We start from the raw sequence: 13,076 nt of genomic DNA, 5'->3' as shown, positions 1-13,076 counted from the left end.
CAAAATCTTGGTGCTTATTGATTATCTCAAAAAATGAAAACTTTTGTACTGGTAATTCGTCCCTTATCCAGCTAACCTGCCTCGTTAGTGCCATAAGAAAAAGGCTGCCTCAGCAACCTTCCTTGTTTGAAGTAAACCCTGATCATTCGCCCCTGTAATGAGAGCATAAAAGTATTCGTGCTTTTATGTATCTGTACTTATTTCTTCCCATTCTTGATTCATATAATTTACTAGCCAATTAAGAGTGTAGTGTCTTTCATATACAACGCCTTCATTTAGAGATGATGGAACTTCCAAATGATTTATTTGAGCTTCCCTTACCGCCCAATGTGCTCTATAAATAAAATCAAGGCTATCCAATATATCACTGGTTGGTTTTATAGAGGATTTATCAAGCAACCCTTGTTTAGAATGAAGAAAAACCGTCTCAAAAACATATTCAGCATTACATGTATCGGCTGGAACCTCTATATCGGATATTAGATTTACAGACCAAAGCAGAAGCCAAATACATTCCAACTTCCAAGAGTACTGGATCAGCTCGTTCTGGTTCAGATGTTTTTTCATTAAAAACTTTTTTTCTTCTTCTGTGAATAATTCATTAGCATTATACCTTTCAATAAACTCCTCAATTTTTTCTGGCGGAGCCTCCAAAGCTTTCGCTGAGACTATCGCTAATGAAATAATTCTGTTAATGATCTCTTCTGTTGTTCTAAGCGAAACTTCTTCTTCATTTTCCGTTAAGGGCAAATGTTTATTTATTGGTACCTTTAGGGTCTTTAATATTTTTTCGGATCTTTTTTTTCTATGTTTCGAACTTCTCATTCCGCACCTCACTATTAGGTAAATCCCGTTAACTTTAAAACTACGATTAGAAAAACTTTCCACACACCATCTTTTATTATACCATTAATCTCAACTTTCCTGAGACTTTAGTTGCATAAAAAAAGACTGCCTTATGACAGCCCATTGGTAAAGCTAACGCACCCGCTAGTTCAAGAAGGAATAATCATCTAGACCTCCCCTTTAGGATTCCACTTTTATTCCCCCATTAAATAAAAATAGTGCCAACTTACCTAAAGAAATCAGCACTTCGTTTATACACTATCCGTTATCGTGCAGCCTTAGGCGGTTGGCACACGTCACATTTACGTTGTTTATTATTTTTAAACTTCGTAAACGTTTTTTCAAAATTGCTACCACATGTACATTTAAATAGTAACTTTTGAGAAAAACCGTGATATTCCGTCGTTAGCAACTTACTTTCCGAATTGTTCTCAACAAATTCTTTAATTTTGCCAATCGTCCATTGTTTATTCAATCTCTTACACCTCCATATTTTATCGCTATGCGGAGGCTTTACTTGGCATCCGTCCAAAAACAGTAATAATCGTAAGTTATTCATTATAGCATGCGCTGGCACTCAATAATACAGATTGATGTATCTTCTTAATCTAACCTGCCCCATTTGTTGCAAAAAGAAAAAGCTTCACCAACTCACCTTATTGCCTTATTTCCCCCATTGCTTTTTTCATTTAATTTTTCTAAAACTGATTTCAATTCAGCTAAGCTGTTAATGATGATATCTGCTTGCGCAAGCTCATTTTCTTGAGCAAAATCAAAATTACACCCTATGGCTACTAAACTATTATCTTTTGCTGCTTTAATATCCGATAAGCGATCACCAATTACAGCACCTTTTTCAACATTATATTTGTTCACTATTGTATGTACTAAATCTGACTTATTTTGAGATTGTATTTGTTGTATACTAAATGTTTCCGTAACCCAATTATCTAATTGATAATACTTTACGATTGCATTTAAATATTCTATTTGCCCATTGCTTGCTATGTATATTGCACAATCATTATCTTTTAAATGGCCAAAAACTTCCTTTACATACGGATATAAAGCACCATTACCTACATTAATATTAGTAATCAATTTCTCGTGGAATAATTCATTTGCTTGTTTTCTGATTTCGCTCGAATGTTCAGGTAATAAGGTTTCCCATACAACTGGTAAAGGTACTCCCATAATTTCTCGATATTTTTCTATAGGCGTTTTTTGCTCCCACAAACTCAAATTTCTCAAATGATCAAATGTTTCTTGAAGGGATATTTCTAAAATTTTATCTGTTTGAAATAATGTACCATCCATATCAAAAATCAATGATTGTGACATTTTCTTCCCCCTTTGCAAAAATGAAATTTAAGCAAGAACATATTAAAAATTATCTTGCAACATTCTGTTTTTCACACAATACCCTGCTCTGTTGAATGAGCTGCCAAGGCTCTTTATTGAAGTAAAGTGCCCGTTAGCTTTAATAATTTTCTCTAAATAAACGGTTGCCAATTAGGGTCTTTTATATCTTTCTTATTTGGCTTCCTTACAAAAGCAATACATCCTTCTTCACATGCCCCAAACTTAACAAAGTTTTTTTGTGCTTGCCATAATGAAACTTCATTTGCCCCGCCTTCGTAATCAGGGTCTCGAAATTGAACACCGTCATCTTCCCAAAAGCATATTTTGCAAATTGCATAAGTATCGGTCGGTTCTTCATCTAATGTTTTATATCCACAGCAAGGACAAGTATATTTCATACAATCACCTCGAAGTTGTTTGTTATTCTTTTTTATGGTTAAACATCATTCTTCAACTAAACTGCCCCTTTAGTTCCCTAAAAAAAGGTTGCCGCAGCAACCCTTTGTTAAACTATCGACCTTTCAGATGAAAAATGGTTAATGTTTAATAATTCTTCCATTTCAAGTAGTATTGTAAAACACTTTTTTAAAAGTCCTTTGACTTACCTTTCTTTTGTTTGGATAGGGCAGATAGAATGGATTGTTCGCCTTGATTCCCCAAAAATTTCTTGGTCAGTCTTAACTTAAGAACCATTTTGTAAACGATCGTGGCTGAAACAATACTGATGATGGCTCCGACAAGAACATCTGCTGGATAATGGACACCTACCCAAATTCGCGAAATACCTACAGTGACAGCTAAAATTACCCATAAAATCCCCCAACCCCTTTTGAACAACCAGAAGGTTATACAAAAGGAAAAGAATATGATCGTATGGTCGCTTGGAAAGGAATTATTGACTGCTTTTTCAACTAACCTATTAACGTTGGGCAACTCAGCAAATGGTTGATTATTCGAGTGGAATTGCCCTGCTATTTTTGCCAATAGTTCCGAGATAGCTAATGTAATAAATGCACAGATTACCATGATTCTATTTTTATTTCTTCGAGAAAACAAAAACAGAAGGATTGCCAATACTAAGAAAAAAATCATGTATTCCGCGATGAATACAAAGAAAGGATTTAAATCCGTGTATTGTTTACCTAGATTATTAATCATTCTAAACAATTTACTATTCATTTCGGACAAAGCCATTGAAAAATTCCTCCTGATTGTATGATCACTTTATCTTTATTAAGTGTAAATAAGATGAACTTCTATTAAACCTATAGAAAAAGGCTGCCTCAGCAACCTTCCTTAATGAAGTAAAGCACACATTAGTTTAAGAAGGATATTTTCATGTATCCAATCAACTATCGAGAAGGTAATAACCTTTTCACGATAGTTGATTCATAATGCGAGGCTAATTTTTTAACATCTTACATATTTGCGTTTAAAACCAAGCCTTCCTTTATCGACTTCTTTTTGAATACTTTCGTAAGCATTTAGAAAACTGCTTTTTTTCTTGTCCCGTTTGACTTCTACTATTCCTATTGCCTTTGCAGTCTCGACTGCCTTTTCATGGAGTGGCAAATATGAAATCCCCACGGTGTATAAAAAATTATTCATAGCGGATTTCGTTCGTTCCGGCGAATCGTGAATCGTATTTTTCACAATATCAAGCATATTGGAATTCTTGCTTTCTGAAAATTCAACGTCTAGCCGATTCCCTAAAAGCCAGCAGTAGCAGCTCCAGCCCGCTGACATTCTCAGCTCTTCACCGCTTGCGATCCATTTATCAGCAACTTCTTGCGCAATATCTGACTCTGCTAAGGTTACGGCCACTACATAATCGGACAGCATATAAAAATACGCAGCATCCATCCAACGATCATAATCCGACTCAGTCATGGCTTTTGGATCTGCAATAATGCCTGCAAAGTACATTACATCGTAGTTCCCCGTGGAATAAAGCTCTTCTGCTAAACGTTGACTTATTTTTATTTTCTTGGCAATGGGTTTCATAGCGCCTGTAGCAACGCCAAAAAGCGGCTCATGCGCACCATTGGATATGTATATTTTTTTAGTTCGTTCCTTGCCAAAGGCTTCAAGTTCCTGCATAACCATCTCTAAATTCATCGCTAAGCACTTCCTTCTTTTCAGTTTTCCCCCTAATATTTTGTCCATCAAATATATCACCATTATCCTATAACAAACTAGCATTTGTCAGCAAAACTACAGTCTAAGTACATGAGTGTTACGCAGAAACCCACTTAACACGTTATTCTCGCACGTAAGAAACATTGCCTTCTGTTACAGTTTCCTACAACGTTTAGAATCATGAGGTTTCCCCTTTGTTCTTGTTCAACTAACCTGCCCCGTTAGTTCTATAAGGCTTGTAGATTTGACACAAAATGTACGTTTAAAAGGACAAAATACATTTCTTATCCTTTGCAAATAACACAAGCACTACGCGTAACGGCTTAGAGCCAGACTACTTATCATAGGGGATATGGACAAGGTTGAGGATATCATCCGATATTGACCATCACATACCACTGTACTCAATCTAGTACAGTACATTCAAAAATTCCTTTCCTCATAACCCTTTTTTTTAAAAAAAGGCCATACCCTTACTTTAAAGGAATATGGCTGGTGATATAAAGTTACTTTCATTATGGAAAGCTTATTGCGTTAATATCGGCATTTATAGCATTTGAGGAGGTTACATTTGATGCTACTGTAAAAGCGATTCTAATTTCATATGTTGAAGTTCCAGTGATAGCGGCAGTATTTACATTAGTAGATGCAACAGGGAATCTTGATGTACCTGCAGAACTTATACTTCTTTGAACGGAACGTGTATCAACTAAAGCCCCATTACGATATAACCTAGTTTGAAAGGTGAAATTTGAGTTGGCCGTTGTGATCACATCAACTGATACCACATAGTCCACTTTAACGTTCTGGCCAATAATAGTTGGTACATTCATTGTAACCACTGACGTTTCGGTTCCAGTAGTTGTGAGAGCGACTGGACCAGCCACTTCTGCAAAAGTTAATTGAGGAGTGGCTCCCGTTGCTCCCGTGGCCCCTGCGGCTCCGGTGGCTCCCGTTGCTCCTGTTGCTCCCGTTGCTCCTGTTGCTCCCGTTGCTCCCGTCGCTCCTGCGGCTCCCGTTGCTCCTGTGGTTCCCGTCGCTCCTGTTGCTCCCGTTAATCCTGTAGCTCCCGTGACTCCCGTCGCTCCTGCGGCTCCCGTCGCTCCCGTCGCTCCTGCGGCTCCCGTCGCTCCCGTCACTCCTGTGGTTCCCGTCGCTCCCGTCACTCCTGTGGTTCCCGTCGCTCCTGCGGCTCCCGTCGCTCCCGTGGCCCCTGCGGCTCCGGTGGCTCCCGTTGCTCCTGTTGCTCCCGTGACTCCCGTCGCTCCTGTTGCTCCCGTTAATCCTGTAGCTCCCGTGACTCCCGTCGCTCCTGTTGCTCCCGTTAATCCTGTAGCTCCCGTCGCTCCCGTGACTCCCGTTGCTCCTGTGGTTCCCGTCGCTCCTGCGGCTCCCGTCGCTCCCGTTGCTCCCGTCGCTCCTGCGGCTCCCGTCGCTCCCGTTGCTCCCGTCGCTCCTGCGGCTCCCGTCGCTCCTGCGGCTCCCGTTGCTCCTGTGGTTCCCGTCGCTCCTGTTGCTCCCGTTGCTCCTGGCTCCCGTCGCTCCTGTTGCTCCCGTTACTCCTGTAGCTCCCGTCGCTCCCGTTGCTCCCGTCGCTCCCGTGGCTCCTGCATCTCCGGTGGCGCCTGTTGCACCCGTGGCTCCTGTTACTCCTGTTGCTCCTGGATCTCCGGTGGCTCCTGTCGCTCCCGTGGCTCCTGCATCTCCGGTGGCTCCGGTTGCACCCGTCGCTCCGGTGACTCCTGGATCTCCCGTGGCTCCCGTAGTTCCCGTTGCTCCGGTGGCTCCTGTCGCTCCCGTGGCTCCTGCGGCTCCCGTCGCTCCGGTGACTCCTGCATCTCCCGTGGCTCCTGCATCTCCCGTGGCTCCTGCATCTCCCGTGGCTCCGGTTGCACCCGTCGCTCCGGTGACTCCTGCATCTCCCGTGGCTCCCGTTGCCCCTGGATCTCCCGTTGCCCCTGTGGCTCCCGTGGCTCCCGTCGCTCCTGTGATTCCTGGATCTCCCGTGGCTCCGGTGGCCCCTGTGGCTCCTGTGGCTCCTGTGGCTCCCGTGACTCCTGCATCTCCCGTGGCTCCTGCATCTCCCGTGGCTCCGGTTGCACCCGTCGCTCCGATGACTCCTGGATCTCCCGTGGCTCCGGTGGCGCCTGTTGCACCCGGCGCTCCGGTGACTCCTGGATCTCCCGTGGCTCCCGTGGCTCCTGGATCTCCCGTTGCACCCGTTGCTCCTGGATCTCCCGTGGCTCCTGTTGCTCCCGTCGCTCCTGGATCTCCCGTGGCTCCTGGATCTCCCGTGGCTCCGGTGGCGCCTGCTGCTCCCGTGGCTCCCGTGGCTCCCGTGGCTCCCGTGGCCCCCGTCGCTCCTGTGACACCCGGAACTCCGGTGGCTCCTGTATTTCCAATAGCTGACGCATTAAAGCTCTCTGGGCCGACACGCGTTACATCTGTATCAGCTGAACCAGTAATGTTACGAACAAAAGCTGTATAGACTAAAAATCCTGAACCTTTTGGGACATTGTAATCTGAAGCTGAAAATGCGTACTCTTGAGATCCGACCTCAGAGCCATTAAGAACAATAGTCTTAATACCGCTAAAAATTGTATTAGCATTAGGATCGGTCCCTCTAACAATTTTAATTTCAACAAAATGTGTAGGAACGCTTGCTTCCGGATTTACTTTCAAGGTGATGATCCCGTCAAATTGAACCCGAATAATTGAAGTGGGATTTGCTTCGCTAACATTTAGACCAACTTGACCAAATAATTGGTAATCAGACGAAGTGGGAATGTTAATGGAGTTAGCATAGGAAGCATTTTGAGATGTTCTTCCATCAAAGAATTCTGGCATACTTTGTTTCACCCTCTAAATGTTTTTTTCAAATACTAGGTGTTTTAATTTGGCGTTAGAACCTTATAGTACTTTATGAAATTTGCAACAACAGTGAAACGGCACAAATCATTTACCATTGTTAAATATCCAGAGTTATGCAAAAATGATAAAATAGTAGTATGTATTATTTAATCTAAGGATAATCAATATTTTGATAGTGCTATTCTCCCCCCTTACATGCAATTAAAAGACCAAAATTAACTTTTCGAGAAGCAAAAAAAGCTAATTCCTTGGCGTTCAAGGGATTAGCTTTTTTCCTTTTTTTCGATATTCTGAAAATAATTGCGGTTATAGAGGACGGAAGGGTGATCAGGCAAGTATTCAGCAGCCAACTCATTATGTCTTTTTGATTCTTCTAGCTTGCCGATGCGGTCAAAACATACGCAAAGCTGAATGTGCGGCAGCCATGTGTAACAATTCCGCTCGATAAAAGGGCTTTTTGTTTCTGGTATTTCTATTTGTGTTGCTAGATTGTACCAGAATATGGAGCGTTCATATTCATGTTGCTCCATATGGATGTATCCGAGCCGACAGCAGATTTCCCCTCTTGGTGTATCGTACTCGAAAGACTTTAAACAGCTCTGGACTGCTGAACCCCAATCTTTTAATTGAATATGGCAGTCCGCCAACTTGCCGCATGCTTGAATGTTATCCTCACTCCATCCTTTACCCTCATCAAGAAATTTACGATACCACTTGATGGCATCATCATATAAACAATGGTCTTTGCATTCATTTGCATAGTAATATTTGTCGCGCGGTGAAAAATCAATTCCTGATTGAAGGGCCTTCTTGTAAATTCCCAAATTACGATCATTAAAACTTTTTTCCTTTTTATGATGTATGGCAATATCCGATTGAAATGTGTTTCCGTTTACTTCAAGATACTCATGAACGAATCCTATCCATTGGAAGTTCTTTTCCCGTTTTACGAGCCGGTTCCGCCTGGAACTGAAGCTGGGGTTTCCATTCCCATCAAAAGAAAGATGATAAAACATCATGACAGAATCGAATTGAGGTGGAAGTACTTTTTTCAGGGTTGAAAATTTCTCCTTATTCTCTTCTGTTAAAATATCATCCGCATCAAGCCAGAATATATATTCTTTTGTCGCTTTAGAAAAAGCGAAGTTTCTCGCAGCCGAAAAGTCATCGATCCATTCAAAATCATAAAGATGATCAGTGAAGGCTGAAGCAATTTGTTTCGTGTTATCTTTTGATCCTGTATCAATGATAATAATTTCATCAACTAGTTCCTTAACAGAAGCCAGACAGTTAGAAAGTGAATCTTCTTCATCCTTTACAATCATGCATAAACTAATTGAAATCCCGCCCATTAAATCACCTCCAGTAAACAGCATATTAGATTCTGCCTGTAATAATGTCTGGGGATAGGGGATGTATGATCCAATTAATTCAAGACATGACAAGGAAAATCGTCAATTGCAGGAAATTTAAGATCTTTTTTTGCAACCGCATCTTTTGTCACAATTCCTTTGCTGAAGGACTCTAATTTATTAGTAAACACCAAATATATATCTAGCGTTTTCATATAATTCAACTAATCTGCCCCGTTAGTTTTTATTTTCTTTTGGAACGCATACCTTTGAGTTTTGTAATGTCGACTTGATTCAGCAATTGGTTATACATTTCACTCTTGGCGTCATATATGGCGATTTTCCCTTGATTATTATAATGAATTCCCCAACCATAATTTTTTACTAACGGAGAAGTTCTGAAGCAAGCCTTGGATTTTGAAAAGAACTGTTCTCGAAGTTCAGCTGCACTTTCCTCTTCTATTTGATTCCTGATTAAGTATGTTTTGAATTGCACGTCGTCTTGTGTAAATTTATATGGGTTATTATTAATTAAATCATGCTCAATATAAGCAATTGTGGGTTTATCATTTTTGATGACAGGTACCTTTGCTGAAGTAACTTTTGAATCCTCTGAAATGGTAATAAGTGTGTTCTTATAACTCATACGACAGCCTCCTTCTTCAGCAGCGTGATCATTTACGTACCATATTATACCATTATTTTCTTCAGGTATCCCGATCCGTGAGTTACAAAAGAAAAAGGCCGCATCAGCAACCCCCTAATTGAAATAAAGCAACCAGTTAAGGTTGATTTGTTTTACTGAAAATAACAGTTCTTTTGAAACCTCATACCCTTTCAAGAGGTGTATGAGGCAAAGGAGGTAATTGAATTCTAACCACGTCCCCGGGGTGAACCTCACCACTTTCCAAAACTATGCTCATTATTCCTGCTTTACGTATCAAGTTCCCATCCTTATCCCGGTCTAAAACAGCGTTCGTCAGTCCTGATTTATATTGATCGATTTGGGCACATGGATTTCGTAAGCCTGTTACTTTAATAACCGCTGTTTCCCCAATATACAGTAACGAATCCCTCGGTAATCCAAGCAGATCAATACCCTTTGTGGTGATATTTTCACCCATTTGTCCAGCTGTAACATTAAACCTATCTTTCAATTCATCTAATAATTCTGAGTGGATTAGGTGAACTTGCCGCAAGTTAGGTTGATTTGGGTTAGCAGCCACACGTGAACGATGCTTAACGGTTTTACCTAAATGGGCATCTCCTTCAACGCCCAAACCTTTCAACAGTTTTATACTAGTGCAACTTTCCTTACTGAATGTGTGTTTATCACTTTTACTTACAGCTATTACTACTCCACTGGCCGAGCCGATTTTTTCGTCATTCATTTTCATTCATCTCCCCCTATTACTTATATTTGATATATTTGTTCATATATCCTGCCCAGTTAATTCCATAAGAAAAAGGCTGCCTTAAAGTTTAAGGACCTTCCTCACAAACTCTTTTCCAACTTAGTAACGATTACGAAGCATTCAATAGAAATATAAATAAAATTGCCTAATAGAAGGAAGGATACGATAAAGGCAGGGAATTTAGTAAATTTGTACAAGCATGTTTTTTAAAATCTCATATATATAGTAGAAAAAGGAGTGATATATATGAAATCTTGTCAAAATATATTATGCCGTCATAACCCATTCTGTGTTCATAATCGATTCAGCGGTGATAAATCATCCCGCTGTCATAAATCATCTTGCTGTGATAAATCTTCCTGCTGTGATAAAGGAAAGGATAGGAGTCATAAAACAACATTTGCGCCAATCGGACAAGCATGTCAGACTCGACGTGAAATAAGTGAGTTTTTAAGGACTTCTATCATAGGTTCAGTCATTGGATTTACTACAACCGCTGAACCATTTACGCCTATATTTGTAGAGTTACGAAGTTTTGATCCTGTTACGGGGCAAGTGACAGTTAATGACAGGTCAATGGGTAATTTTACCATTAGCCTTTCATCTATTTGTTCCGTTAAAACTGTTTGTTCCGTTACAACGCAACGGATTATTTAATGTTTAAAAAGACTTTATAGAGAATTAGGAAAAAAATAAAAAACTCCCTAAGGGAGATGGGGGTCAGGAAGTTCTAAATTTCTACACATCTTGAAATCCTTTCATTTTCTCCTCCATTCCATGTGGGGTAAAAAAGACAATTAATTTAATTAATTGTCTTTTTGCTGTTGGTACTGTCATCAATGCATCGCCCCCTTCTATATCGTGTGTTGAAGGCTTTGGCACTAAATTTCTTGTGTAATCGGGGTTAATAGTAGTACGCCACTTTTCCTTCAGACCATCAATATTGTATTAATGGCAGAGTCTATCTTTAGATGAATATTGTCTAGCTCCCACGGAAAGATCGTGCTTGCTTTTACTCATTAATCACACCGAAATTTCTTTTGATATGTGTTTTGAAGCGTTGGGAACTTTTTTGGTCTCATAATTAATCATATCCGAAGAATAAACCGTGATGCTCACAATTCCTCCATATGTTGCAGCTCGGATTAGGATAGGTTGGTTGTACTTGTTTTTAAAGCTAAAATCAGGACCATCCCAGCTTACTGTAGCATCCCGACCGGATGGAACATAAGGAACGTTCCTAGAATGGGAATAGCGTTGAACAGTTTGCAATCCTGCATTGTCGATAGCGTTAAACAGGGTGGATGACACCTGACAGATCCCTCCACCGATCCCTTCAGAAAACTCTCCTTCGACTATGACCCGAGCGGGCATATATCCTTTGTCTCCCGTCCTCCTGCCAACGGCTTGGTTAAAAGAAAACGTCTCTCCTGGAAATACGACATAATTATTAATGGCTTTTGTAGCAAGCAAGATATTATTAGAACGATTTTTATTTTTCTCATTAAAATAGGTTCTATATTCACCTATTTTTTTCACACGAATCTGAGCAAGCAATTCGATGTCAACTTTTGGATAAACGGCAAGCAAAGGCACTTCCACTTTGTATGCTTTACTGCTATACAAATAGGAATAAAATTGCTCATTAAACGCCTGATGGTAAAGCTTATAACCTAGCCGCCCAGGTAGAATATTACCATATTTATCGATGGTGGCATTTACAGGTTTTTGGTACACTTGGCGGTCTAGTTTTTCGATAAACCGATTGTATTTATCCAAGTCCATCATAGGAACATTTAGTGAGGGCATAGTAACATCAACACGGTTGACAGTGGCAATGGTTTGCCCATGTTGAGTTACCGATAAGCTTTCAGAGATATTCACTTGTTGAACGAATAGTAAAATTCCAGCAATCCATGTTAATCTCATTTGAATGCTCCCCCACACTAATATAGTTAGGATTCATCATTTCATGTTTCCCTTACTTCACAAATCTTATTTTAAATCTTCACGGAGCGAATCTTGATCAATAAACCAACGATCAGTCAAACTTTCCCTTCGGATCATAAAATGCATAACCTTTTTTTCTTTGCCTTCTCTCTTCTTATAAATAGCTACTTGAACGGGTACATCCACTAGAAATAGCCCATTTAGTTGTTCCGGCGGTTGTCTTAAAGGGTCAACAACTCCAAAATATGTAATATCGTTAACAAGCTTATTGACACGATCGGGATGTTCCGGATTTGATAAGGTCATTGCCACTAATTTCTGATTTCCTTGATTAACGGCAATGGTAAAAATGCGTATAAGTTCATAGGGACTCACCGTTTGTAAATAATCATCAAGCTTGCCAGCCGCTTTCAATACCATTAATTTATGAGAAAGATCCTCGTTTTTCAAACGATGCGTAATGCTTCCAGAGAAATGAACACAGAAATGACCTGCAAAACCATTTTGAAGAGCACCGGCACCATGTGGCATTCCGTGCATGGATGCAGCAATCATTTGATTATTGATCAATACAATAATGGCCCTTCTATTCCAGCTCCATTTATTATTATAAATTTTCTTCATGATTTGAGTATCTTCTTTGGTTAGCGGTTGTACATCGGCATGATGGCTGCCTGCTCTTCGCTGTACCTTAAATGATAAGCCCGTTTCAATATCAATAATCGTGAAAATAGTTTTATTAGGGATAATGTTGTTCACAATCTCCCAAGGTAACATCTCAATTTTAAAGCTTATTGGTCCTTCTTCATCTTCCCATTCCGCTGCATGGACCGGGTGATCGGCAATTAAGACAAGTATAAAAATAGCGATAATCACTTGATAAAGTTTATTGTTTTTCATTTGGTTTCTCCCGCATTTTTTACTTATTATTTCAGAACTTTATCAGTTGAATACCTTCGAATATTTGGAAATTAAACTCTTCCTTGTTCATTTATTTTCTAAACAAAAGGTTTTGGGGAATCAGCTATAAAAGCTTAAAATGGCTCAGTCATATTAGTGGTGAGGGTCCAATCCGTATATAAAAAAAATAAAACCCCTTGGCGGCCAAGGGGTTTTCTCCGTTTATGCATTGAAACAAAGT

General features: G+C 40.2%; 14 protein-coding genes. 2 read left to right on the top strand and 12 right to left on the bottom strand.

The features are described from left to right. Positions 1-183: 183 nt before the first annotated feature. The 7 genes from BW986_RS21210 to BW986_RS31135 all read right to left on the bottom strand — a co-directional run bounded on the left by BW986_RS21210 (position 184) and on the right by BW986_RS31135 (position 5,513). A complete protein-coding gene (locus BW986_RS21210) occupies positions 184-825 on the bottom strand; it encodes a DUF4272 domain-containing protein (protein WP_076370454.1) in 642 nt (213 codons plus the stop codon). A 286-nt stretch (positions 826-1,111) separates the two neighbouring features. After that, complete coding sequence (locus BW986_RS30860) at positions 1,112-1,321, bottom strand: hypothetical protein (RefSeq protein WP_076370451.1); 210 nt, start codon at positions 1,319-1,321, stop codon at positions 1,112-1,114. Between the two features lie 176 nt (positions 1,322-1,497). After that, positions 1,498-2,187: an HAD family hydrolase gene (locus BW986_RS21200; RefSeq protein ID WP_076370449.1), complete on the bottom strand. Its 690-nt coding sequence runs from the start codon at positions 2,185-2,187 to the stop codon at positions 1,498-1,500. A 152-nt stretch (positions 2,188-2,339) separates the two neighbouring features. Continuing rightward, positions 2,340-2,606 (bottom strand): CPCC family cysteine-rich protein, encoded by a 267-nt coding sequence (locus BW986_RS21195; protein ID WP_076370447.1) that lies wholly within the window; start codon positions 2,604-2,606, stop codon positions 2,340-2,342. A gap of 187 nt (positions 2,607-2,793) precedes the next feature. Continuing rightward, the gene (locus BW986_RS21190) at positions 2,794-3,402 is read right to left on the bottom strand and encodes an undecaprenyl-diphosphatase (RefSeq protein ID WP_076370445.1); all 609 of its coding nucleotides are present in this window, start codon (positions 3,400-3,402) and stop codon (positions 2,794-2,796) included. A gap of 216 nt (positions 3,403-3,618) precedes the next feature. Further along, positions 3,619-4,326, bottom strand: coding sequence for a DNA alkylation repair protein (locus BW986_RS21185; protein ID WP_076370663.1), 708 nt, complete (start codon positions 4,324-4,326; stop codon positions 3,619-3,621). Between the two features lie 536 nt (positions 4,327-4,862). Then, positions 4,863-5,513 (bottom strand): hypothetical protein, encoded by a 651-nt coding sequence (locus BW986_RS31135; RefSeq protein ID WP_311316569.1) that lies wholly within the window; start codon positions 5,511-5,513, stop codon positions 4,863-4,865. 347 nt (positions 5,514-5,860) lie between these two features. On the opposite strand from BW986_RS31135, the gene BW986_RS31130 reads away from it, so the two are divergent. Next, complete coding sequence (locus BW986_RS31130) at positions 5,861-6,835, top strand: hypothetical protein (protein WP_311316568.1); 975 nt, start codon at positions 5,861-5,863, stop codon at positions 6,833-6,835. Between the two features lie 646 nt (positions 6,836-7,481). Here BW986_RS31130 and BW986_RS21175 read toward each other — a convergent pair. From BW986_RS21175 to BW986_RS21165, 3 genes are all read right to left on the bottom strand, one after another. After that, positions 7,482-8,570, bottom strand: coding sequence for a glycosyltransferase (locus BW986_RS21175; RefSeq protein WP_076370443.1), 1,089 nt, complete (start codon positions 8,568-8,570; stop codon positions 7,482-7,484). A 244-nt stretch (positions 8,571-8,814) separates the two neighbouring features. Further along, positions 8,815-9,216: a DUF6157 family protein gene (locus BW986_RS21170; protein ID WP_076370441.1), complete on the bottom strand. Its 402-nt coding sequence runs from the start codon at positions 9,214-9,216 to the stop codon at positions 8,815-8,817. Positions 9,217-9,397: 181 nt separating this feature from the next. Further along, positions 9,398-9,961, bottom strand: coding sequence for an MOSC domain-containing protein (locus tag BW986_RS21165; protein ID WP_076370661.1), 564 nt, complete (start codon positions 9,959-9,961; stop codon positions 9,398-9,400). A 270-nt stretch (positions 9,962-10,231) separates the two neighbouring features. Between BW986_RS21165 and BW986_RS29780 the strand changes: the two genes are divergently transcribed. Then, positions 10,232-10,642 carry a hypothetical protein gene (locus tag BW986_RS29780; protein WP_142244703.1) on the top strand — a complete coding sequence of 137 codons (411 nt, stop codon included), beginning with the start codon at positions 10,232-10,234 and terminating at the stop codon, positions 10,640-10,642. Positions 10,643-11,008: 366 nt separating this feature from the next. On the opposite strand, the gene BW986_RS21160 is transcribed toward BW986_RS29780, so the two are convergent. Further along, complete coding sequence (locus BW986_RS21160) at positions 11,009-11,914, bottom strand: VanW family protein (protein ID WP_076370439.1); 906 nt, start codon at positions 11,912-11,914, stop codon at positions 11,009-11,011. A gap of 66 nt (positions 11,915-11,980) precedes the next feature. Continuing rightward, the gene (locus tag BW986_RS21155) at positions 11,981-12,835 is read right to left on the bottom strand and encodes a hypothetical protein (RefSeq protein ID WP_076370437.1); all 855 of its coding nucleotides are present in this window, start codon (positions 12,833-12,835) and stop codon (positions 11,981-11,983) included. Positions 12,836-13,076: the final 241 nt, after the last annotated feature.

This window comes from Peribacillus simplex (genome assembly GCF_900156045.1).
Classification (GTDB): Bacteria; Bacillota; Bacilli; order Bacillales; family DSM-1321; genus Peribacillus; species Peribacillus simplex_D.
Note: the sequence above shows the minus strand (reverse complement) of the source record. Positions and strands in the feature narration are given on the sequence as shown.

What these genes read in the sequence shown, in the direction of transcription:
- BW986_RS21210 (WP_076370454.1), bottom strand. Translation starts at nt 825, where the DNA reads ATGAGAAGTTCGAAACATAGAAAAAAAAGATCCGAAAAAATATTAAAG.
- BW986_RS21200 (WP_076370449.1), bottom strand. Translation starts at nt 2,187, where the DNA reads ATGTCACAATCATTGATTTTTGATATGGATGGTACATTATTTCAAACA.
- BW986_RS21195 (WP_076370447.1), bottom strand. Translation starts at nt 2,606, where the DNA reads ATGAAATATACTTGTCCTTGCTGTGGATATAAAACATTAGATGAAGAA.
- BW986_RS21190 (WP_076370445.1), bottom strand. Translation starts at nt 3,402, where the DNA reads ATGGCTTTGTCCGAAATGAATAGTAAATTGTTTAGAATGATTAATAAT.
- BW986_RS21185 (WP_076370663.1), bottom strand. Translation starts at nt 4,326, where the DNA reads ATGAATTTAGAGATGGTTATGCAGGAACTTGAAGCCTTTGGCAAGGAA.
- BW986_RS21175 (WP_076370443.1), bottom strand. Translation starts at nt 8,570, where the DNA reads ATGGGCGGGATTTCAATTAGTTTATGCATGATTGTAAAGGATGAAGAA.
- BW986_RS21170 (WP_076370441.1), bottom strand. Translation starts at nt 9,216, where the DNA reads ATGAGTTATAAGAACACACTTATTACCATTTCAGAGGATTCAAAAGTT.
- BW986_RS21165 (WP_076370661.1), bottom strand. Translation starts at nt 9,961, where the DNA reads ATGAATGACGAAAAAATCGGCTCGGCCAGTGGAGTAGTAATAGCTGTA.
- BW986_RS29780 (WP_142244703.1), top strand. Translation starts at nt 10,232, where the DNA reads ATGAAATCTTGTCAAAATATATTATGCCGTCATAACCCATTCTGTGTT.
- BW986_RS21160 (WP_076370439.1), bottom strand. Translation starts at nt 11,914, where the DNA reads ATGAGATTAACATGGATTGCTGGAATTTTACTATTCGTTCAACAAGTG.
- BW986_RS21155 (WP_076370437.1), bottom strand. Translation starts at nt 12,835, where the DNA reads ATGAAAAACAATAAACTTTATCAAGTGATTATCGCTATTTTTATACTT.